The following is a 21,656-nucleotide window of genomic DNA, read 5'->3' as shown; positions in this document are numbered from 1 at the left end:
GGCAGCGAGTCCTTCATCTGCTCCCATGCGCGGTGCGTGTCGGCGCCCACGATCTCGAGCCGCGTCACCACGGCCACGCACTGCGCTCGCACGTCGGACAGCTCCAGTGTGGAGGTGCGGCCATGCGGACCGAGGACGTCACCGGCAAGCACGACCGAACGGCCGCATGAGTCAATACACGTCCCTCACGTAGCGCTTCTGGCGCTTCAGGGCGCCGACGTACTCGGCAGCCACCTCAGCCGTCACTACGCGCTCCCGCGCGACCACGGCATGCAGCGCATCATCGACGTCCCTTGCCATGCGCGAAGCGTCGCCGCACACGTAGAAGTGGCCACCCTCCTCGAGCCACGCGTAGAGCTCTGCACTGTGCTCGAGCATCCGCGTCTGCACGTAGATCTTCTCGGCCTGGTCGCGCGAGAACGCGAGGTCGAGGCGGTCGAGGACACCCCGCTCGCTGAGCCCCGTCAGCTCGTCCTCGTAGATGAAGTCGCTCTCTCGATGCTGGTCACCGAACAGCAGCCAGTTGCGCCCGGAGGCGCCCCGCGCCTCGCGCTCGTGCAGGAAGCCGCGGAACGGCGCGATGCCCGTGCCAGGGCCGACCATGATCATGGGCGCGTCATCGTCCTCGGGCACGCGGAACGCAGCGTTCGGCTGCAGGAACAGGTGCACCGGGTCGGCCTCACCCACACGGTCGGCGAGGAACGTCGAGCAGACGCCGCCGTACCGGCGGGCCTCGCTGCCGTAGCGGACGGAGGCGACGGTGAGGTGGATGCGGTCCGGGCTGGCCAGGGGGCTCGACGAGATCGAGTACGCACGGTGCTGCATCGGGCGCAGCAGCGCCGCGAACTCGTCCGCACCGAACGCCACGCCCTGTGCGGCCTTGAGGACGTCGAGCGTGTCCTTCCCCCACAGCCAGCTGTCGAGCTGCGCCTTGTCGCCGCGCTGCACGAGCTCCGCGACAGCGCCGCTTGGCTCGCGCGCCGAGAGCTCCGCGAGCAGGTCCTTCGACGGCGCCGTGATGTCGAGTTCACGTTCGAACGCCGTGCGCAGGCTTGAGCCGTTCTCGAGCGCCTCGTCTCCCGAGAATCCGAGGTGTCCGAGAAGCTCGTCGACGAGTGCCGGCGCGTTGACCGGGACGACCGCGAGGGCGTCGCCCGCCGCATACGTGATGCCGCTGTCGCCGAGCTCGAACTCGTAGTGGCGGATCTCCTTCGAGCTCCGCGGCCCGGAGAGCACGCGATTCACGGCGAGCCGCGACGGGTACGGGGTCTTCTTGTTCCAGGGAGAGCGCACGCGGGCAGGGGCTGCCGCGGCGGCGGGCGCCGGGGCTGCCGTGTTCGGCTGCAGCGCAGCGAAGTGCTCGACAACCTCGGCGATCCAGGCGGCGGCTGCGTCCTCGTAGTCGACGTCGCAGTCGACGCGCTGCACCACCCGAGTGGCGCCGAGCTGCTCGAGGCGTGTGTCAATGAGCTTGCCTGCCTGGCAGTAGTCGTCGTAGCTGCTGTCACCGAGCGCCAGCACGGCGAACTTCGCAGACTCAAGACGCGGCGCACCGTCGGCGGAGAGCTCCTCCCAGAACAGCTCCGCGTTGTCCGGCATCTCGCCCTCGCCGTACGTGGACGTGACGACGACGATGTTGCGTTCCCCGCCGAGCGCCTCGGGCGAGACGGAGTCGAGCGGGGCGAGCGTCGCCGCGAGACCCGCGCCGCGGGCCGCGGCCGCGAGGTCCTCAGCCACGAACTCGCAGTTGCCGGTCTGCGTGCCGATCAGGATCTCGAGCGTGAGCGTCGCCGACTGCACCTCCTTGTCGGCCGTCGGGATCGCGGCCAGGCCCGCCATGAAACCTGAGAGCCAGGCCTGCTGCTCCTTGGTGAACGGGGCGTCCACCGGGATGAACGGCGCGCTCATGCCAGACCTCCGGCGGTTGCCGTGAGACCCGCCATGGCGGCCGAAGGCTGCTGACGCTTCTCCGTGACGACGAGGTCGCGGGCGATGTCCACCAGCGCCGCGGTCGCCAGGATCTCGTCGGTGCCAACCGACTCGAGCAGGCGGCGGTTCTTCACGTTCTGGTGCATGATCCATCCCGTCGTTCCAGGCGCGTCGATGCTGCGCACGTTGCGCAGACGGAGCGCGTCCTTGTAATCCTCCAGGCGCTTGGCAGCGATGAGGGCCGCCAGCGCAGCGTCCTCGAAGCGCTCGAGCTCCCCGCGCAGGTACTTGTTGACGCGCTGCATGACGAAGAAGTCCTCGGTGAGGATCAGCTTCCGCACCGCATCCACCACCCGGGGGTCGTCGGGTCCGCTCGCGTCCGGGACGCGTGTGAGCGCGATGCCCTGCGAGATGTTCAGCACGGCGTAGGAGGCGAGCAGCGCGAACCGGTCGTCGCGGTCCGCTTCGGAGCCACTCGGCGTGCGCCCGCCGATGACCGGGTGAGCGCCTCGGTAGGCCTCCTTGAAGAGGCGGATGCGCTGGGTCGCGATCGACGCCGAGAGCTCGTCGAGGAGCTCCTTGCGGCCCTTGGCCGCGAGGATCTCGTCCGCGTCCTGGTACAGGAGCAGCGCCCGGGGCATGCCGCAGAAGAACTTGCTGCGCTCCGCCTCCCAGTCGCCGAGGATCCGCGCGGCGAGCGGAGACCCGGTCGCGTCGAGGTGCCAGTGCAGCAGGAGCTTGACGGCCGCCTCGTGGAAGTCCCCGTGGCTCGTGTCGGTGATGGGGAACACCAGCAGCGAGTCGGCGCTGACGTTGGCGAGAGTCGACCCGTCCGCGTCGTACTGGTAGACGAAGCCGCCGCTCATCCCGTTGCCGAGGCCCTTGCCCGCGCTCCCGAGGTTGAGCACGGCTCCGTTGGTCATGTACTCGCAGCCGAAGTCGCCGATGCCCTCGACGACGGCCGTGGCGCCGGAGTTGCGCACCGCGAAGCGGTCACCCGCCTCGCCCTGCACGAACGTGCGTCCACCGGTCGCGCCGAAGAGTGCGAAGTTGCCGATGAGCACGTTCTCGCCGGGCTGCGAGCCACCTCCGCCGGGGGAGAGGATCACGATGGTGCCGCCTCCTTGGCTCTTGCCGACGCCGTCGTTCGCGGTTCCCGTGTGCACGAGGCGCATGCCGTCGTTGCTGAACGCGCCGTACGACTGGCCCGCCGACCCCTGGGTCGTGACGGTCACGCTGCCGTCGACGAGCGAGCGCCGTCCGCGGTCGTCCTCGACGACCGAGGAAAGGTCCGCCACGGTCGCGGCGTCGAGCTCGTAGTTGAGCATCCGCTCGATGTCGATGGACAGCTGGCCACCGACCGACTTGAAGCGGTTGCCCATCTCGACGCCCTCGATGAGAACTGCGGGCTCAGCGCGCTCGATGAGCGCGGCCCGGATCTGCTCGACGAGCGAGTCGTCGATGCTGAAGTCCTTCTCGAGGGAGATGGGGTCGGTGACGATCTTTTCCGGCACCTTCGCGAGCATGTCGCGCACATCCAGGTCGCCGACGCTCGCGGGGTGCGCGAGGAGCTGCAGCAGGTCGCCGCGGCCGCGTGCCTCGCCGAGCGAGCGAAGGCCGAGGGAGGCGAGGATCTCGCGCACCTCGTGGGAGATGTTGAGCAGGTACTGCGCGAGCGCGCGCGGGTCGCCGTCGAACACCTCCGGGTTCGTCGTGAGGCCGGCTGGGCACTTGATGTTGCAGTTCTTCGCCATGACGCAGCCGAGCATCATCAGCGCCGTCGTGCCGAACTCGAAGCTGTCCCCGCCGAGGAGCGCCGAGGTGACGACGTCGCTTGCCATCTGGTGGGCGCCCGAGCAGCGCAGCACGACCTTCTGCCGGAGTCCGTTCGCGAGGAGCGCCTGGTGCACCTCGGCGACGCCGATCTCGGCCGAGCGGCCCGCGTACTTGAGGCTCGTGACGGCCGCAGCCCCCGTGCCGCCCGTGTTGCCCGCCACGTTGATGACGTCGGCGCCGGCCTTCGCGACGCCCACGGCGATCGTGCCGATGCCCTCCGACGAGACGAGTTTGACGACGACGCGAACTCTCGCCGCCTTGCAGTCGTGGATGAGCTGGGCGAGGTCCTCGATCGAGTACGTGTCGTGGTGCGGGGGCGGGGAGACGAGCTCGACGCCAGGGGTGCCGCCGCGGGCCGCGGCGATGTCGACCGTGACCTTGGGGGCAGGCAGCTGCCCGCCCTCGCCGGGCTTCGCGCCCTGGCCGATCTTGATCTCCAGCTCTTGCAGCATCGGGTCGGCGAGGTAGCCGGCCCAGATGCCGAAGCGTCCGGAGGCGAACTGCTTGATGCGCGAGCCGCGGATCGTGTTGTAGCGGGTGATGTGCTCGCCACCCTCACCGCAGTTCGACATGCCGCCGACCATGTTCGTGCCGTGCGCGACCGACTCGTGCGCCGTGGCGACGAGCGCCCCGTGGCTCATGGCGCCGGAGGCGAGCGTGCGGGCGATCTCGTGCGCCGGCTGCACTTCGTCGAGCGAGATGCTGTCCGGAGCCGTCCTCAGCAGGCTCAGAACGCTGGAGATGCCGGGGACCACGCGGACCTCGAGTCCTGCATCCGTCGCCGTGGTCTCGACGATGGCCTCGCCATCGAGTGCGGTGAGGACCTGCGCGAGCGCGTCGTAGCGCGCGGCTTCGTCGTCGAGGGGACCCGTCAGGGTGAGCAGGTAGCGCTCGTTCTCGACGCGCTCGATCTCGAGGCCGCGCACGCGGACGTCGCTGTTCCCGTCGAGCGAGAACCGACTGAGCTCGCGCGCGAACTCGGAGGGGGTCGACGCGAGGCGCACGTCGGCGGGCAGCGAGAGGACATCGCGCAGCGCGGATGGTCGGCGCGTGCGCTCCTGGATCGTGTTGGTGACGAAGTCGCGGTAGCCGGGGGTGATCTCGAACGCGTCGATCTGCTCGGGGGTGAGCGCCCCGTATCCGTTGTACGTGTAGGCCTTGTCGTCGAGCCCGAAGGCGTCGCCGAGCTGGCCGAGCGTGAGGAGGCGCAGCGAGTCGTGGCCCGGGTGCGGTTCGGCGGCCGCCTCGCCCGGTTCCGTCGCCTCAGCAGCCCCCGGCGACTCGAGGACGCGCGGCTCCTCTGTCATGTCGATGAACCCGCGAACGGCCGTGGTCCCGAAGGAATGGCCTGCACCTTCCTGGCGCTCCTTGAAGAGTCCGAGGAGCGGGATCTGCTTCTCGTCGGCGACGGCGACGGCCCGCTCGTGCCACTCGGCGACCGCGAGGGCGATGCGCTCGAAGCGCACCCCGCCGACGGGCGCCGCGAGGTGCGGGAAGTAGCCGGCGAGCACGGGGTCCTTCGTGTCGAGGTAGTTGGGTTCGAAGAACTCGCCACCGATGTAGCTCTCGACCGTGCAGAGGCCGACGCGACCCATCGTCTTCATGAGCGACTTCTCCGCAGCCTTCGCGAAGCGCGCGACCGCGAGGTCCGTCTCGGTGATCGTGTCGACGGATGCGGCGCCGCTCGGGTAGCGCTCCTCCGCGCGCAGCCGCACGCAGAGCGGGTAGACGGCGGCCGCGCCGAAGCCCAGCGCCGACGCGATGTGGTGCGAGGACGGCAGCTGGCCGCTCTCGGCGATGATCGAGACCCGGAGCCTGAGCCCTTCGCGGATCAGCCGCTGGTTCACGGCCGCGATCACCAGGATGAGCGGGATGGCTGCCGCCTCCCTGGACACGTTGCGATCAGTGAGGACCGCGATGCCGCCCTGCGTGCGCGCGAACTCGGCCACGGCGTCGCAGACCCGCTCGACCGCGTCGCGCAGTGATGCCGCGTTGGCCGCGGCGTCACCCTGCACGGGGGCGTAGAGGATCTCGAAGCGCTCGAGCGGCGCGAGGCGCTGCTCCCGCAGGGCGACCATGTTGAGGTGGCTGAGGATCGGGGACGGCACGACGATCTGCCTCGTGCGGTTGCCGCCGTCCGGCTTCGCGCCGAGCGCCACGCGGAGCGTCATCCCGTCGGCTTCGCGGATGCTGTCGAGCGGCGGGTTGGTGACCTGCGCGAACCGCTGCGAGAAGTACTTCGCGAGGCCGCCCTCCTGGTCGGAGAGCGCGTTGATCGCATTGCCGTAGCCCATCGCGGAGATGCGCTCGGTGCCGTTCGCGAGCATCGGGTCCATCATGAACTTGAAGCTCTCCTGGTTGAGCGAGTACGCAACGTACCTGCCGGCGGGGGAGAGGTCGCCGTCGTAGCCGAGCGTGGAGCTGCCTCGGGTGATCTCGGGCAGCTCGATGTCCTCGATGTTGACTCTGGCCGCTTCGAGCTCCGCGCTGTAGTCGCGGCGCCTGGCGAGCTGCTCGAGCGCCTCTCTCGTGCGGTAGCTGCGTCCCTGACGGTGATCGAAGTACAGCATCCCGCCAGCCTCGATGCGGCCGCGGCGGATGATCGTGCCCGGCGCGAACTGGATCTGTCCCGCCTCGGAGCTCACGACGAGGTAGTCGTCCGTCTCGACGGTACGCAGCGGCCGCAGGCCGAGGCGGTCGAGCCGGGTGCCGATGATGTCGCCGTTGCTGAAGACGAGGGCGGCCGGACCGTCGTTCTTCTCCTCGTACAGGGAGAAGAACTCGAGCATGTCGCGCACCTCGGGGGTCAGCGTGCGGTCGTTCTCCCACGCCGGCGGCATGGTCGAGACGACGGCCTCGACGAGCTCGAGCCCGTCGTCGAAGACACGGCTCTGGAGGGTCTGGTCGAACCGGCTGCTGTCCGACTGGCCGGGCGGATGCACGATGACGCGACCGCGGGCGGTCGCGAGGGCGTTCTCAGAGAGGCGGTTCTTGCGGTCGGTGTTGAGCTCGCCGTTGTGCGCGAGCATGCGGAACGGCTGCGCCATGCTCGGGTGCGGTTCCGTGTTGGTCGAGAAGCGCGTGTGGAAGAACAGCGTGCGCACCGACTGGCGCTCGTCGAGCAGGTCGGTGAAGTAGGGGATGACCTCGTTCGAGTTGAGGCGCCCCTTGAGGGTCTGCGTGCGCGCGCTCAGGGAGAGGGGGTAGAGGCCCTGGAGCGCGGGGTCCGCGTACGCGACGCCCTCGATGTCGAGGAGTGCGGCGTTCGCCGCCGAATCCATCTCGGCTCGGCTCCATCCTTCCGCGGCCTCGAACACCCACTGCACGATGGGGAGCTGGTAGTGCGCCGCGGCCGGGCGCGCGACGGAGGGGTCGACGGGAACGTCGCGCACGAGCACGGGCTCGATGCCGTTGGCCCGCAGCGTGCCGGAGATGAGCTCGTGAGCGGCCTCGAGCTGTGCCTCGTCGCTCGGCATGAAGAAGTTGCCGACCCCGAAGAGGCCGGCCGTGAGCTGTCGGCCGACGAGCGCACTGAAGAACTCCACTGACAGGTCGACGTTGACGCCGGCGCCGTCCCCGACGCCCTCAGCTGACATCCCTCCGCGGTGCGGGATCGCGCAGAGCGCCTCGTTGCCGAGCCGGATGACGTCGTGATGCTGGACGCCGTCCTTCCGCGTGATGAAGCCGACGCCACAGTCGCTCTTCTCGAGCTCGGGACGGTACAGACCGGTGATTTTTTGCGACACGAAGATGCCTCCAGGGGACAGCAGCGAGGGGAAAGGCGACGCGAACACTGCAACGTTGGAGGTTTCGTCTGCGGGAGTCGGCACTTGGTGCGGTGCGAGCTTCCCAGCGGCAAAGCGGTATACGTACGGTAAGGGGTGCCTAAGGCTGATGCAAGGCCACGCGCCGTGCGCGCGCACGATCGCTGACCTACCACCTGGTGGGGTGAGGAGTACGATCCGGAGCGCGCACCCGCGTCAGCACCAACAGGGAAGAGGCACCATGAGCACCATCTTCATCACGGGGACTTCGACCGGACTCGGCCGTGCGGCCGTCGAGCTCTTCTCCGCCAGGGGCTGGCGAGTGATCGCCACCATGCGGGCGCCGGAGAAGCAGACGGAGCTCGGTGACCTCCCGGGGGTGACGCTCAAGCGGCTCGACGTGACGGACCGAGACGCCATCGTCCGCGTCGTGGCCGAGACGCTTGCCGAGGAGCCCGTCGACGTCCTCTTCAACAACGCGGGCTACGGGCTCGCGGGCCCGTTCGAGGCCGCAACGGACGAGCAGATCGTCCAGAACATCACCACCAACCTCATCGGCGTCATGCGCGTCACGAAGGAGTTCATCCCGCACTTCCGTGAGCGCGGCGCAGGCGTGATCCTCACGACGACGTCCATCGGCGGCAAGGTCACGATGCCCTTCAACTCCGTCTACCACGCCGCGAAGTTCGGTGCCGAGGGGTGGAGCGAGGGCCTCGCCTACGAGCTGGCTCCGTTCGGCATCCGGGTCAAGACCCTTGCACCTGGCGGCATCCGCACCGACTTCGGCGGCCGCAGCCTCGACCAGACCGCTCACCCCGACTACCTGGAAGCGCTCATCCGGGCGACGTCGCGGTTCCGGGACCCGTCCCGCGACTCGACGCGCTCGTCCGCCGAGCAGGTCGCCCAGGCCGCATTCGACGCGGTGACGGACGGGACCGAGCAGATCACGTACGTCGTCGGCCAGGACGCGCAGGAGTACATGGGCATGCGTGAGCAGCTCGGGCAGTCAGGCTTCGTCTCGGCATCCACGAGACTCTTCTTCGGCTGAGATGGTCGCGGTGGCTGAGATGATGGACGCATGAGCGAAGTCAAGACATATATGCGCACCGCCTCTGCCGAGGCGGATGCTGGCGAAGAGGCCCTCACGGAGGTCACCGACAAGCTGGTGCAGCGCCTCGTCGAGGCAGGGGCCTCCGACGGCGTCACGATTCCCCAGAGCGAAGTCGAGGTCGACGTGCTGGTCGACGACACGCTGAACCTCTGGGACGCGACCGCGACCTGGTCGGGAACCGGTGCGACCTCGTCGGAACCTGAGGAGACGCCCATGACGGGCGAGTAGCGCCGAGCACAAACACCGAGAACGAGACAAGCCCCGGTTCGGCCAGTGATTCACTGGCACGACCGGGGCTTCCCGTCTGGTGCCGGCTGTGGGATTCGAACCCACACGCCCTCTCGGACAGAGCATTTTGAGTGCACCGCGTCTGCCATTCCGCCAAGCCGGCGCAACACCACGGACACAGTATCGTAAGCTCACTACGTGACTGAACAGGAAACCTCTCAAGCCCCGCGACGTGTTGTCGTCGCTGAAGACGAGTCGCTCATCCGGCTCGACATCGTGGAGATCCTCCGCGACAACGGCTTCGACGTGGTCGGAGAGGCCGGCGACGGGGAGACCGCGGTCGCCCTCGCGAAGGAACTCCGCCCCGACCTCGTCATCATGGACGTCAAGATGCCGCAGCTCGACGGCATCTCCGCGGCCGAGCAGCTGTCGAAGGACAGCATCGCGCCCGTTGTGCTCCTCACCGCGTTCAGCCAGAAGGAACTGGTGGAGCGCGCGACTGAGGCGGGCGCCCTCGCGTACGTCGTGAAGCCGTTCACGCAGAACGACCTGCTCCCCGCGATCGAGATCGCGCTCGCTCGCCACGCGCAGCTCATCGCGCTCGAGGCCGAGATCTCCGACCTCAACGAGCGGTTCGAGACCCGCAAGCAGGTCGACCGCGCGAAGGGCCTCCTCACGCAGAAGATGGGGCTCAGCGAGCCAGAGGCGTTCCGCTGGATCCAGAAGGCGTCGATGGACCGCCGTCTCACGATGCAGGAGGTCGCGCAGGCGGTCATCCAGCAGCTCTCGGCCAAGAAGTAGCCGAGCCTCGATCAGCAGAAGCCCTCACCGCGTTGTCGCGGTGAGGGCTTCTTCGGCTCTGCGTGGAACTACTTCGCGGTTCGGATGAGGTTGGTGATGCGGATCGTGGAGCAGCGCTTGCCCGCCTCATCGGTGACCACGATCTCGTGCACCGTCATGGCGCCGCCGAGGTGGATCGCCGTGCACACGCCCGTGACCCAGCCGCTGACCGCGGATCCGGTGTGGGTGGCGTTGATGTCGATGCCGACCGCGAAGCGCCCGGGGCCGGCGTGCACGTTGGCGGCCATGGAACCGAGGGATTCGCCGAGCACGCAGTAGGCGCCGCCGTGCAGCAGGCCGATGGGCTGGGTGTTCCCGTCGACCGGCATGACGGCGACCGAGCGCTCTGGACTCAGCTCGACGCAGAGGATGCCCATCCGCTCGGCCAGCGCGCCGAAGCCGCGACCGTAGGTCACGTCGTGCTGGTCGGGGATGGCGAGCCCGTTGACCGTCGTCGGGGGCGTTTCCAGGTGAGTCATCAGGCTTCCTCCTCGAAGAACGCCCCACAACACGCGCGCATCGGCGCAGTGTCTGGGGCGGCAAGTAGGCTGACCGTGTGTCAGCGCAAAATCAGCCTACCCTCATGGTCATCGACGGCCACTCGCTTGCCTTCAGGGCGTTCTTCGCCCTGCCGGTCGACAGCTTCGTGAACTCGGAGGGGCAGCACACGAACGCCATCCACGGCTTCGTCTCCATGCTCCTCAACCTGCTGCAGAACGAGAACCCGAGCCACATCGCCGTGGCCTTCGACATCTCGCGCAGCTCCTTCCGCACCCGCGAGTACCCCGAGTACAAGGCGGGCCGCGACGCGACTCCAGTCGAGTTCAAGGGGCAGATCCCGCTGCTTCGCGACGCCCTCCACGCGATGGGCATCAAGACCGTCGTGAAGGAGGACTTCGAGGCCGACGACATCCTCGCGACCCTCGCACGGCAGGGGCGCGAGCAGGGCTTCAAGGTGCTCGTCGTCTCCGGCGACCGCGACTCGATCCAGCTCGTCACCGACGATGTCACGCTGCTCTACCCGTCGACGCAGGGCGTGACGAAGCTGACCCGCTACGACCCCGCGAAGGTCGAGGAGCGCTACAGCGTGCGCCCGGAGCAGTACCCGGACGTGGCGGCCCTCGTGGGGGAGAAGAGCGACAACCTCCCCGGCGTGCCCAAGGTCGGCGAGAAGACCGCGGCCAAGTGGCTCGCGCAGTACGGCTCCCTCCAGGGCATCCTCGACCATGCCGACGAGATCGGCGGCAAGGTCGGCGAGTCCTTCCGCGAGCACCGCGAGAACGCGGTCCGCAACCGCAAGCTCAACCGCCTCGTCGATGACGTCGAGCTGCCGGTCGCACCGGATCAGCTCACGCGAGGGTCGATCGACGCGGATGCCGTCCGCGAGATCTTCACGAAGCTGCAGTTCCGCACCCTGCAGGACCGGGTGCTGAAGCTCGCCGACGAAGCCGGTGACGACATCGCGCCCGCCGAAGCAGTCGCTGCGCCCGTTCGACCGGAGCTGCTCGACGAGGAGCTCGAGCAGTGGCTCGAGAAGGCCGTCGCCGCGACCCCGGAGGGCCTCGGCCTCGCGGTCTCGCACAACGCCGAGGGTGGCATCATCGCCATCGGCGTGTCGACGGCCGCCGAGGCGACCGAGCTCCGCTGGATTCCGGAGCGCGTCGACTACGCGCCCCTCGAGGCGTGGCTCGCGAGCGATGCTCCCAAGCTCATGTTCGACGCGAAGCCCCAGCTCAAGGCCCTCACCGTCGCCGGCCTCGCGGTCGGCGGCCAGGTCAAGGACGGGCAGCTCGCCGCGTGGCTCTACCGCCCCCAGAACGCCCCCAAGCGCCTCGCCGAGCTCGTGCAGATGCGACTCGACGAGCAGCTCCCAGAGGGCGACCCGAACCAGCTGCAGCTCGGCGACGAGTCGTCGCTCGTCGCGAGTGACGCCTGGTACACGCAGCGCGCGACGACTGCCGCCCTCGGCATGCTCGAGCCAGGCACGCTCGACGTCTTCACATCCATCGAGACGCCCCTGCTCGCCACGCTCTCGAGCATGGAGCTGCAGGGCGTCGCCATCGACCGCGACTTCCTGCAGGGCCTCGCCGACGACCTGACCGAGCGCATCCGCACCTACGAGCAGGAGGCGTTCGACGCCATCGGCGGCACCGAGATCAACCTCGGCTCCCCGAAGCAGCTGCAGGTCGTGCTCTTCGAGACGCTCGAGATGCCGAAGACCCGCAAGACGAAGACGGGCTTCTCCACGGATGCGGAGTCGCTCGCCGACCTCGAGCGCAACAGCCCGCATCCCTTCCTCGGCGCCCTCCGGAAGCACCGCGACTCGGTGAAGCTGCGACAGATCATGGAGTCGCTGCTCAAGGCCATCGACGAGAGCTCGCGCATCCACACGAGCTACCACCAGATCGGCTCCGCCACGGGCCGCCTGTCGTCGAACGACCCGAACCTGCAGAACATCCCCATCCGCTCCGATGAGGGTCGCCGCATCCGTCGCGCGTTCGTGCACGGACCCGAGTTCGAGTCGCTCCTGACCGCCGACTACTCGCAGATCGAGATGCGCATCATGGCGCACCTGTCGGGCGACGCCGCGCTCATCGAGGCCTTCAACGCGGGGGAGGACCTCCACCGCTTCGTCGGCTCGCGGGTGTTCGGGGTGGACCCGGCCGATGTGACGCCGGCCATGCGCTCGAAGGTCAAGGCGATGTCCTACGGCCTCGCCTACGGCCTCTCGGCGTTCGGCCTGTCGAAGCAGCTGCAGATCGAGGTCGCCGAAGCGAAGAAGCTCATGATCGACTACTTCGAGCGCTTCGGGAAGGTCCGCGACTACCTGCGCAACGTCGTCCTGCAGGCAAAGGAGGACGGGTACACGGAGACCATCTTCGGCCGCAGGCGCCCGTTCCCGGACCTGCACTCGACGAACAGGATCGCGCGCGAGAACGCCGAGCGACAGGCACTCAACTCGCCGATCCAGGGATCGGCGGCCGACATCATCAAGCGCGCCATGAACTCCATCGAGGACCGCATCCGTGCGGAGAACTTCTCGTCCCGCATGCTGCTGCAGGTGCACGACGAGCTCGTGTTCGAGGTCGCCGCCGGTGAGGGCGAGGCGATGGAAGCGCTCGTCCGCGAGGAGATGGCCGCGGCTGCGGACCTCACCGTGCCATTGGAAGTGCAGATCGGGCGCGGCCCGAACTGGGACGAGGCCGCGCACTAGCCCGCGCAGCTGCTCGCCCCGACCCGGTCGGGCCGTGGAGCGGGGACCCAGAGGGGCGAGCATAGGCTTGCGGGATGACGACTTCCGCTCTTCCCACCCAGAACACCAGTCAGCCACGACCGCAGACGGACATCGACCGGCTCGCGGAGGCCTGGGTCGCTACCGAGATCGACCTCTCGCCCGAGCTGCGCGTGGAGCTCGGCGCCGAGGGCGACAAGGCCGAGTACGGCGACTACTCGTCGGCCGCGGCTCCCCGGAAGCGCGCCGCGATCGTCGAGGTGCTCGCGAAGCTGAACACGCTCACCGAGACCGACGAGGTCGACCGTGTGACGGCGCTCGAGCTGCGACGCAGCCTCGGGCTCGAGGTCGAGATGATCGACGCCAAGCTGCACCTGCGTGAACTGTCGAACATCGCATCTCCGGCGCAGGACATCCGCATGGTGTTCGACCTCATGCCTCGCGAGACGCCGAGCGACTTCGAGGACATCGCGCGGCGCCTCGAGAACCTGCCTGCGGCGGTCGAGGGATACACGGAGCGCCTCGGCGCGGGCATCATGGCCGGTGTAGTTCCCGCGAAGCGGCAGGTCCGCGAAGTCGCCGTGCAGACCGGCGAGTACGCGGCCCCGGGGAACTTCTTCGAGCAGCTCGCGGAGTCGTCGCCCGCGACCGGCGAGCTCTCGCAGGAACTCCGCAAGAAGCTGCAGCGAGGCGCTGAGCTCGCGTCTGCCGCGTACGGCGCGTTCACGACGTTCCTCGACGACGAGCTGCTGCCCGCGGCGAGCGAGACCGACGCCGTCGGGCGCGAGCACTACGCGCTCGCCTCCCGCGGCTTCCTCGGTGCCGCGGTCGACCTGGACGAGACCTACGAGTGGGGTCTCGCCGAGCTCGCGCGGATGAAGGCCGAGCAGGAGGCGATCGCGAACGAGATCCTCCCAGGCGCATCCGTCGCGGAGGCCATCGCTCACCTCGAGCTCGATCCGAGCCGAAAACTGCATGGAAAGCCGGCTCTCAAGGCCTGGATGCAGGAGACCAGCGACCGAGCCGTCGCCGAGCTCGCAGAAAGCCACTTCGACATCCCGGAGCCGATGCGCCGACTCGAGTGCATGATCGCGCCAACGGAAGAGGGCGGCATCTACTACACGGGCCCGTCCGAGGACTTCTCCCGTCCCGGCCGCATGTGGTGGTCGGTCACACCGGGCGTCACGGAGTTCGACACCTGGCGCGAGCTGACGACCGTGTACCACGAAGGCGTCCCGGGCCACCACCTGCAGATCGCGCGCGCGACCCTGAACCGAGACCAGCTCAACACCTGGCGACGCAACAACTGGACCTCGGGCCACGGCGAGGGGTGGGCGCTCTACGCGGAACGCCTCATGGAGCAGCTCGGCTACCTCGATGAGCCAGCCGACCGACTCGGCATGCTCGACGGGCAGCGGATGCGCGCAGCACGCGTCGTCCTCGACATCGGTGTCCACCTCGGCAAGACGGTCCCCGAGGGAGACGAGGTCTGGGACTACGAGTACGCGCTCGACTTCATGCGCCAGCACGTGAACATGCCGGACGGCTTCGTGAAGTTCGAGGTGAACCGCTACTTCGGCTGGCCGGGCCAAGCACCCTCCTACAAGATCGGTCAGCGCATCTGGGAGGAGCTGCGCGCGGAAGCCGAACAGCGAGGCGGGGATGACTTCGACCTCAAGGCCTGGCACTCGCGTGCGCTCGACCTCGGCGGCCTCGGCCTCGACACCCTCCGCGAGGTGCTCAGCACGGACTGATCGGGCGGCTCGAGCGTCCGGCCTTCGTGGCTGGACATCACCCAGGCGGCTTCGCCTAGGCTCGCGGCAGCGAATGCATCGATGCATTCGCTGCCGCGAATCCGAGGAGGCTGCGAGGTGCACCCGCAGAGTGGCGAGAGCGTCGGTCCCGACCAGGCAGCCGCCGCATCCGCCCATTCCCTGATCGACGCCGACGGCGGGCGAAGCGGAGGCGTCGACCTCCGCTCGGCGGTCGCAGGCCTTCGCAGCGTCGTCCGCGAATCCTGGCTCCGTTCGCTGCACCTGCTCGGGAGTCCTTCGAATGCCAGGGCTCGTGACCTCGACGCGTTCGAACCGCTCGCGGCCGCACGCGAACGCAGCCCCCTCCAGCACGTCCTTCCCGTCCTCGACCGCCTGCTCGTCGAGCCGGCCAGGGACACCGGCCTCATCGTCGCCATCACCAACGAGCAGGGACGTCTCCTGTGGGTGCGCGGGGACGGCGACACGCTTCGCCGCGCGGAGCACATGGACTTCGTGGCAGGCGCCGACTGGTCCGAGGGTGCCGTCGGCACGAGCGCCCCGGGCACAGCTCTGGCCTCAGGTCGAGGCGTGCAGATCGCGGGCGCCGAGCACTTCGCCCCCGCGGTGCAGCTGCTCAGCTGCACCGCGGTCCCCATCCGCGATCCCCTGTCCGGCCTCGCGGTGGGAGCCATCGACCTGACGGGTGACGAACGGGCGGTCGGCCCCCATTCCCTCGCCCTCATGCGGGCAGCCGTCGCCGCCGCCGAAGCCGAGATGCGAGTCGCCGCCTTGCTGGCAGGCGCCGCGGCTCGCTCCGGCGGCCCGTCCCTCCCGAGTGCGCCGGCGAACGGGGCCGCTACGGCCAAGGTCAGCGCACTCGGCGTCCATCGTGCTCGACTCGCAGCACCGGGCCTTCCGCTGCTCGAGCTCAGCGGCAGACACGGAGAGATCCTGACGCTCCTCGCCGCACGCCCCTCCGGGCTCAGCGCGGGGGAGCTTGCACTCCGGCTCTACGGTGAGACGGCCAAGGAGGTCACGCTCCGGGCGGAGCTCGCGAGGCTCAGGCCGCTCCTCGCCGAACGCGACCTCGACCTCGTGCCGCGCCCCTATCGTGTCGCGAAGGGCCTCACGAGCGATGCCGCCGAGGTGCTGCGCCTCCTCGCAGCGGGCGACGTCCGGGCGGCGGTGAGGATGTATCCGGGCGAGCTCCTGCCCGCCTCCGATGCGCCTGGCATCCGCGAACTGCGGGCCGAGATCTCGGCGACGCTCCGGGACCAGGTCCTCAGCACGGCGGACACGCCGACGCTGCTCGCCTACCTCGAGCTCCCAGAGGTCGCCCAGGACTCCGACGCCTTCCGCATCGCCCTCGGCGTGCTCCCGCCTCGCTCGCCCGCCCGTTCCAGGTACGTCGCTCGGATCGAATCGCTCGAGTCCTGAAGCGCCCCTCGCGCGACAGCGCCATAGTGCTGCAACCCGATTGCAACGTTGTCGCTCCTAATCTGCCGAGGAAGAGTTTCCCCGGACAAAGGAGTCCCCATGACTGTGTACGCCAAGCCAGGAACCGACGGGTCCCTCGTCTCGTTCAAGCCGCGCTACGAGCACTACATCGGCGGCCAATGGGTGCCGCCGGTGAAGGGCGAGTACTTCGAGAACATCACCCCGGTGACCGGCCAGCCCTTCACCGAGGTCGCCCGCGGAACGGCCGAGGACATCGAGGCGGCCCTGGACGCGGCGCACGCCGCAGCCCCCGCCTGGGGCAAGACCAGCCCGGCCGAGCGTGCCGTCATCCTGAACAAGATCGCAGACCGCATCGAGGAGAACCTCGAGTACATCGCCGTCACCGAGACGTGGGACAACGGCAAGCCCATCCGAGAGTGCCTCGCCGCCGACATCCCGCTCGCGATCGATCACTTCAGATACTTCGCGGGAGCCATCAGGGCGCAGGAAGGAACGCTCAGCCAGCTTGACGACAACACGACCTCATACCACTTCCACGAGCCGCTCGGCGTCGTCGGCCAGATCATCCCATGGAACTTCCCGATCCTCATGGCCGTGTGGAAGCTCGCGCCAGCACTCGCAGCAGGCAACGCGATCGTCCTGAAGCCGGCAGAGCAGACGCCCACGTCGATCCTCGTGCTCTTCGAGCTCATCGGCGACCTGCTCCCGCCTGGCGTCGTGAACATCGTGAACGGCTTCGGCGCCGAGGCCGGGAAACCGCTGGCCTCGAACTCGCGCATCCGCAAGATCGCGTTCACGGGCGAGACGACGACCGGGCGCCTCATCATGCAGTACGCCTCGCAGAACATCATCCCCGTGACGCTCGAGCTCGGCGGCAAGAGCCCGAACATCTTCTTCGAGGACATCGCGCTGCGCGATGACGCGTACTACGACAAGGCGCAGGAGGGCTTCACGCTCTTCGCCCTCAACCAGGGTGAGGTCTGCACCTGCCCGTCCCGCGCCCTCATCCAGGACTCGATCTACGACCGCTTCCTCGAGGACGTGACCGAGCGCACCCGCAAGATCGTGCAGGGCAACCCGCTCGACACCGACACGCAGGTCGGCGCCCAGGCCTCGAACGACCAGCTCGAGAAGATCCTCAGCTACCTGGAGATCGGACGTCAGGAAGGCGCGAAGGTCCGCATCGGCGGCGCGCGCGCGGAACTGGACGGCGACCTCGCGGGCGGCTACTACGTGCAGCCCACGATCTTCGAAGGCCAGAACAGCATGCGCATCTTCCAGGAGGAGATCTTCGGCCCGGTTGTCGCGGTCACGAAGTTCTCCGACTACGACGACGCGATCTCGATCGCCAACGACACCCTCTACGGTCTCGGCGCCGGTGTCTGGTCGCGCATGGGCAACACCGCGTACCGAGCCGGCCGGGACATCCAGGCCGGCCGTGTCTGGGTCAACCAGTACCACGCGTACCCTGCCCACTCTGCGTTCGGCGGCTACAAGTCCTCCGGCATCGGCCGCGAGAACCACCTCATGATGCTCGACCACTACCAGCAGACGAAGAACCTCCTCGTCAGCTACAGCGAGGACAAGCTGGGCTTCTTCTGATTCACGCCCGCGCCCGGCGGCCGAGCACTCATGGAGTCCTCGGGCGCCGGGCGTACGCTCGCCGCAAACGCGACACCGAGCCGCGCGTGCGACCCCAGGCAAGGCCGGACACCAAGACACAACGAACGGGTGAAGACATGCACAGCGAAGTGCGAGGCGATGTCGACGAGCTGCCCAGTGGTGGAGCGCTCGCATCGACCCCGACCATCGAGGGCGAGACCTTCTCCCGGGTCTCCTTCACGCCGGAAGCCGTCGGGATGATCTCGGCGCTCGGGAGGCGCCACGGCCCGCTCATGTTCCATCAGTCCGGGGGCTGCTGCGATGGCTCCTCGCCCATGTGCTACCCGGCTGGCGACTTCCTCACCGGCGACGCCGACGTCCTCCTCGGCACCACCGACATCGCCGACGCGGGTCGAGTGGAGTTCTGGATGTCGCGCGAGCAGTTCGCGTACTGGCGCCACACTCGTCTCACCGTCGACATCGTCACCGGGCGGGGATCCGGCTTCTCGCTGGAGGCCCCGGAAGGCAAGCGCTTCCTGATCCGCTCGCAGCTCATGAACCCCGACGGCACCGACGCGGATTCGCTCGCCGTCTCCTGATCCGTGCAGAGCCGAACGGGGCTCGCGGGACCGACTCGCCGCAAACGCCGGGGAACTCGCCACGCGCGACACTTGCTCTCACTTGACTTCGCCGACTAGGCTGACAGAGCACTTTTCTGTGTGCACGTATCCGCATTCCCGGATGAGCACCATTGTCCTCGACATCATGCCGAGAGCAGCACATCCGGGCCGACTTATAGCCCACCTGGAGCATTACCTACATGACCACCACCACGACCGAAAAGGCAACCAAGCAGGTCGCCATCAACGACATCGGATCTGCTGAGGACTTTCTTGCCGCGGTCGAAGAGACGCTGAAGTTCTTCAACGACGGGGACCTCATCGAGGGCACCGTCGTTCGCATCGACCGCGACGAGGTCCTCCTCGACGTCGGTTACAAGACCGAGGGCGTCATCCCCTCGCGCGAGCTTTCGATCAAGCACGACGTCGACCCCACCGAGGTCGTTCAGGTCGGCGACACCGTTGAGGCCCTCGTTCTCCAGAAGGAGGACAAGGAAGGCCGTCTGATCCTGTCCAAGAAGCGCGCACAGTACGAGCGCGCCTGGGGCGACGTGGAGAAGATCAAGGAAGAAGACGGCGTCGTCACCGGCACCGTCATCGAGGTCGTCAAGGGCGGTCTCATCGTCGACATCGGCCTCCGCGGCTTCCTCCCGGCCTCGCTCATCGAGCTCCGCCGTGTGCGCGACCTCACGCCGTACCTCGGTCAGGAACTCGAGGCCAAGGTGCTCGAGCTCGACAAGAACCGCAACAACGTCGTGCTCTCGCGCCGCGCGCTCCTCGAGCAGACCCAGTCCGAGACCCGCTCGAACTTCCTCAACAACCTCCAGAAGGGCCAGGTCCGCAAGGGTGTGGTCTCCTCGATCGTCAACTTCGGTGCGTTCGTCGACCTGGGTGGCGTTGACGGCCTCGTGCACGTCTCCGAGCTCAGCTGGAAGCACATCGAGCACGCCTCCGAGGTCGTCGAGGTTGGCCAGGAGGTCACCGTCGAGATCCTCGAGGTCGACCTCGACCGCGAGCGTGTCTCGCTCTCGCTGAAGGCAACGCAGGAAGACCCGTGGCAGGTGCTCGCACGCACGCACGCCATCGGTCAGATCGCACCGGGCAAGGTCACGAAGCTCGTTCCGTTCGGTGCGTTCGTTCGCGTCGCAGACGGCATCGAGGGCCTCGTGCACATCTCGGAGCTCTCCAGCGGCCACGTCGAGCTCGCCGAGCAGGTTGTGTCGGTCGGCCAGGAGCTGTTCGTCAAGATCATCGACATCGACCTCGACCGTCGCCGCATCTCGCTCTCGCTCAAGCAGGCGAACGATGGCGTCGACCCCGAGGGCACCGAGTTCGACGCAGCGCTCTACGGCATGGTCTCCGAGTACGACGCCGAGGGGAACTACACGTACCCCGAGGGCTTCGACCCCGAGACCAACGAGTGGAAGGAAGGCTTCGACGCACAGCGCGAGGCTTGGGAGCAGGAGTACGCTCTCGCCCAGACTCGCTGGGAAGCGCACAAGAAGCAGGTCGCATCCGCAGCCGAGATCGAGCAGAACGTCAGCGCCGTCGCGCCGTCGAGCTCCTCGAACTCGTTCGCGAGCGAAGCAGCTGGCGCAGGAACGCTTGCCGACGACGAGTCGCTTGCCGCCCTCCGCGAGAAGCTCGCAGGGAACTAGTTCCCAGCAGCAGCAGTGCATCCGAAGGCCGGTCCCAGTTCTGGGGCCGGCCTTCGGCCGTTGTGGGGAGAGAGGCGCGGATACCGGCGCGAATGCAACGCCCGGCCGCTGAGAAGCAGCCGGGCGTTGCTACGTCCCAGCGGGGCTCGTTCTGGTCAGGCGGTGAAGCCCGGGGCCGGCGGGACCGGGGGAGCGGCAGGCCCCGACCTGGCGGCGCGCGCGTCGCGCACGCGCTTGAAGCTGCGGAACAGCAGCCAGGCGAGCACACCGAGCATTGCGAGCATGACCAGCACGAACAGCGGCACGAGAATCGCGGAGAAGAGCAGCCCGACGCTGATGGCGTCCTCGCCGACGCTCAGGATCGGAGCGGCCGCACCAGCTGTCACGACGTTCGCCGCGGCTCGGGTGCTGCTCTTGGTGAGGTGGGTCAGCAGGGCGATGCCGATCCCGATGACCACTGGCACCCACGCGTTGCTCGTGAAGAAGCTGGCCGGGTCCTGGATGGCTGCGGTCGAGCTGGCGGTGCCAGCCCCGAAGACGATACCGCCGGAGGTCGGGCGGATGACCGTCTGGATCCAGTCGTTGACGTGGTCCAGCGCGGGGACCTTGTCGGCGACGAGCTCGAGCACGAGCAGCACGCCGACGATGATGAGCACCCAGTCGTTGCTGAGCCAGGCCCAGCCTGCTGGAAGCGCGATGAGGTCGGTGAATCGGGCGAGAAGCCCGATCCCGAGCAGTGGGATGAACGCGTTGAGGCCGCTCGCCGTCGCGAGCCCCAGGCCGGTCAGAATTTCAAGCATGTGTCTCGTGCCTCCTGCGTCCCAGTCTGGCACGCGATCAGCCCGGGGGCGGGTCGTCCCGGGATTGCCGGAGGGTGCTCTCGGCCGGAGCGCAGTAGCGTTGGCCACACGACGATGCCCGTCGGAGGGCATGCGCAGACGAGAGGACAGCACATCATGGTCACCATCGCGCTGACCGGGGGAATCGGATCCGGCAAGACGACCATCGCCAACCGACTTGCCGAGCTCGGCGGCGTGATCCTCGACGCCGACGTCTTCGCGCGAGAGGCCGTCACCGTCGGCGCTCCAGCGCTTCGACAGATCGTCGCGCGCTTCGGACAGCAGGTGCTCCTGGCGGACGGAACACTGGACCGTCCCGCACTCGGCGCGCTGGTCTTCGGCGACGACGAGGCACGCGGGGCACTCAACGACATCGTGCACCCGGAGGTGCGTCGCCTCACGGGGGAGAAGCTCGATGAGGTGCTCGCCGACGACCCGGCGGCCCTTGTCGTGCATGTCATCCCGCTGCTCGTCGAATCGACGAGCAACTACGACTACGAGGAGATCTGGGTTGCGGATGCGCCGGCCAACATCCGCGAGGAGCGTCTCGTCGGGGGTCGCGGCATGACACCGGAAGACGCGCAGGCTCGAATCGCATCGCAGGCGAGCGATGACGAGCGGCGTCGGATCGCCGACGTGCTCATCGACACGAGCGCCCCCCTCGACGAGACACTCGATCAAGTCGACGCCGAGTGGCGCCGGATCACGGCCGCGAGCCTTCGAGCACCGGAGACGCAGACGTACGGAGTCTGACCGACGGACGCGCGCCTGGTCCCGCGCCTGAG

At 68.3% G+C, this 21,656-nt stretch carries 14 protein-coding genes and 1 tRNA gene; 10 read left to right on the top strand and 5 right to left on the bottom strand.

Annotation, left to right across the window (positions count from 1 at the left end; translation table 11 throughout):
- Nucleotides 1-171 precede the first annotated feature (171 nt).
- Together C5B97_RS10080 and C5B97_RS10075 are read right to left on the bottom strand one after the other, a co-directional pair.
- Nucleotides 172-1,908 carry a sulfite reductase flavoprotein subunit alpha gene (locus C5B97_RS10080; RefSeq protein WP_104311932.1) on the bottom strand — a complete coding sequence of 579 codons (1,737 nt, stop codon included), beginning with the start codon at nucleotides 1,906-1,908 and terminating at the stop codon, nucleotides 172-174.
- The gene (locus C5B97_RS10075) at nucleotides 1,905-7,511 is read right to left on the bottom strand and encodes a glutamate synthase-related protein (protein ID WP_219819793.1); all 5,607 of its coding nucleotides are present in this window, start codon (nucleotides 7,509-7,511) and stop codon (nucleotides 1,905-1,907) included. The genes C5B97_RS10080 and C5B97_RS10075 overlap by 4 nt, the downstream gene beginning before the upstream one ends.
- A gap of 259 nt (nucleotides 7,512-7,770) precedes the next feature.
- On the opposite strand from C5B97_RS10075, the gene C5B97_RS10070 reads away from it, so the two are divergent.
- Both C5B97_RS10070 and C5B97_RS10065 read left to right on the top strand, forming a co-directional pair.
- Nucleotides 7,771-8,577, top strand: coding sequence for an SDR family oxidoreductase (locus tag C5B97_RS10070; protein ID WP_104311931.1), 807 nt, complete (start codon nucleotides 7,771-7,773; stop codon nucleotides 8,575-8,577).
- A gap of 30 nt (nucleotides 8,578-8,607) precedes the next feature.
- The gene (locus C5B97_RS10065; RefSeq protein WP_146080781.1) at nucleotides 8,608-8,868 is read left to right on the top strand and encodes a hypothetical protein; all 261 of its coding nucleotides are present in this window, start codon (nucleotides 8,608-8,610) and stop codon (nucleotides 8,866-8,868) included.
- Between the two features lie 77 nt (nucleotides 8,869-8,945).
- Here C5B97_RS10065 and C5B97_RS10060 read toward each other — a convergent pair.
- Nucleotides 8,946-9,031, bottom strand: a tRNA-Leu gene (locus C5B97_RS10060).
- 35 nt (nucleotides 9,032-9,066) lie between these two features.
- Between C5B97_RS10060 and C5B97_RS10055 the strand changes: the two genes are divergently transcribed.
- Nucleotides 9,067-9,669, top strand: a complete 603-nt coding sequence (locus C5B97_RS10055; protein WP_104241240.1) for an ANTAR domain-containing response regulator — start codon at nucleotides 9,067-9,069, stop codon at nucleotides 9,667-9,669.
- 68 nt (nucleotides 9,670-9,737) lie between these two features.
- Here C5B97_RS10055 and C5B97_RS10050 read toward each other — a convergent pair whose 3' ends face one another.
- Nucleotides 9,738-10,187, bottom strand: coding sequence for a PaaI family thioesterase (locus C5B97_RS10050; RefSeq protein ID WP_104311929.1), 450 nt, complete (start codon nucleotides 10,185-10,187; stop codon nucleotides 9,738-9,740).
- A 104-nt stretch (nucleotides 10,188-10,291) separates the two neighbouring features.
- Here C5B97_RS10050 and polA point away from each other — a divergent pair, with 104 nt between their 5' ends.
- The 6 genes from polA (at nucleotide 10,292) to rpsA (ending at nucleotide 20,032) form a co-directional block, all read left to right on the top strand.
- The gene (gene polA, locus C5B97_RS10045; protein WP_104311928.1) at nucleotides 10,292-12,922 is read left to right on the top strand and encodes a DNA polymerase I; all 2,631 of its coding nucleotides are present in this window, start codon (nucleotides 10,292-10,294) and stop codon (nucleotides 12,920-12,922) included.
- Between the two features lie 74 nt (nucleotides 12,923-12,996).
- Nucleotides 12,997-14,694 carry a DUF885 domain-containing protein gene (locus tag C5B97_RS10040; protein WP_104311927.1) on the top strand — a complete coding sequence of 566 codons (1,698 nt, stop codon included), beginning with the start codon at nucleotides 12,997-12,999 and terminating at the stop codon, nucleotides 14,692-14,694.
- A gap of 117 nt (nucleotides 14,695-14,811) precedes the next feature.
- Nucleotides 14,812-16,131 carry a GAF domain-containing protein gene (locus C5B97_RS10035; RefSeq protein ID WP_258068121.1) on the top strand — a complete coding sequence of 440 codons (1,320 nt, stop codon included), beginning with the start codon at nucleotides 14,812-14,814 and terminating at the stop codon, nucleotides 16,129-16,131.
- A 99-nt stretch (nucleotides 16,132-16,230) separates the two neighbouring features.
- Nucleotides 16,231-17,754 carry an aldehyde dehydrogenase family protein gene (locus C5B97_RS10030; protein WP_104311925.1) on the top strand — a complete coding sequence of 508 codons (1,524 nt, stop codon included), beginning with the start codon at nucleotides 16,231-16,233 and terminating at the stop codon, nucleotides 17,752-17,754.
- 137 nt (nucleotides 17,755-17,891) lie between these two features.
- The gene (locus C5B97_RS10025; protein WP_104311924.1) at nucleotides 17,892-18,353 is read left to right on the top strand and encodes a DUF779 domain-containing protein; all 462 of its coding nucleotides are present in this window, start codon (nucleotides 17,892-17,894) and stop codon (nucleotides 18,351-18,353) included.
- Nucleotides 18,354-18,574: 221 nt separating this feature from the next.
- Nucleotides 18,575-20,032: a 30S ribosomal protein S1 gene (rpsA, locus tag C5B97_RS10020; RefSeq protein WP_104252919.1), complete on the top strand. Its 1,458-nt coding sequence runs from the start codon at nucleotides 18,575-18,577 to the stop codon at nucleotides 20,030-20,032.
- 155 nt (nucleotides 20,033-20,187) lie between these two features.
- Here the strand turns inward: rpsA and C5B97_RS10015 are convergent, their stop codons facing one another.
- Nucleotides 20,188-20,832, bottom strand: coding sequence for a DUF4126 domain-containing protein (locus C5B97_RS10015; RefSeq protein WP_104311923.1), 645 nt, complete (start codon nucleotides 20,830-20,832; stop codon nucleotides 20,188-20,190).
- A 156-nt stretch (nucleotides 20,833-20,988) separates the two neighbouring features.
- On the opposite strand from C5B97_RS10015, the gene coaE reads away from it, so the two are divergent.
- Nucleotides 20,989-21,624: a dephospho-CoA kinase gene (gene coaE / locus C5B97_RS10010; protein ID WP_104311922.1), complete on the top strand. Its 636-nt coding sequence runs from the start codon at nucleotides 20,989-20,991 to the stop codon at nucleotides 21,622-21,624.
- Nucleotides 21,625-21,656: the final 32 nt, after the last annotated feature.

This window comes from Pseudoclavibacter sp. RFBB5, assembly GCF_002931555.1.
In the GTDB taxonomy this organism is placed as follows: domain Bacteria; phylum Actinomycetota; class Actinomycetes; order Actinomycetales; family Microbacteriaceae; genus Pseudoclavibacter.
This window is presented reverse-complemented; position numbering and strand designations above follow the sequence as displayed.

Excerpts from the sequence above, each read along its gene's own strand:
- C5B97_RS10070 (WP_104311931.1), top strand. The coding sequence starts at position 7,771 with ATGAGCACCATCTTCATCACGGGGACTTCGACCGGACTCGGCCGTGCG.
- polA (WP_104311928.1), top strand. The coding sequence starts at position 10,292 with ATGGTCATCGACGGCCACTCGCTTGCCTTCAGGGCGTTCTTCGCCCTG.
- C5B97_RS10030 (WP_104311925.1), top strand. The coding sequence starts at position 16,231 with ATGACTGTGTACGCCAAGCCAGGAACCGACGGGTCCCTCGTCTCGTTC.
- C5B97_RS10040 (WP_104311927.1), top strand. The coding sequence starts at position 12,997 with ATGACGACTTCCGCTCTTCCCACCCAGAACACCAGTCAGCCACGACCG.
- C5B97_RS10080 (WP_104311932.1), bottom strand. The coding sequence starts at position 1,908 with ATGAGCGCGCCGTTCATCCCGGTGGACGCCCCGTTCACCAAGGAGCAG.
- C5B97_RS10050 (WP_104311929.1), bottom strand. The coding sequence starts at position 10,187 with ATGACTCACCTGGAAACGCCCCCGACGACGGTCAACGGGCTCGCCATC.
- coaE (WP_104311922.1), top strand. The coding sequence starts at position 20,989 with ATGGTCACCATCGCGCTGACCGGGGGAATCGGATCCGGCAAGACGACC.
- C5B97_RS10025 (WP_104311924.1), top strand. The coding sequence starts at position 17,892 with ATGCACAGCGAAGTGCGAGGCGATGTCGACGAGCTGCCCAGTGGTGGA.
- C5B97_RS10015 (WP_104311923.1), bottom strand. The coding sequence starts at position 20,832 with ATGCTTGAAATTCTGACCGGCCTGGGGCTCGCGACGGCGAGCGGCCTC.
- rpsA (WP_104252919.1), top strand. The coding sequence starts at position 18,575 with ATGACCACCACCACGACCGAAAAGGCAACCAAGCAGGTCGCCATCAAC.
- C5B97_RS10065 (WP_146080781.1), top strand. The coding sequence starts at position 8,608 with ATGAGCGAAGTCAAGACATATATGCGCACCGCCTCTGCCGAGGCGGAT.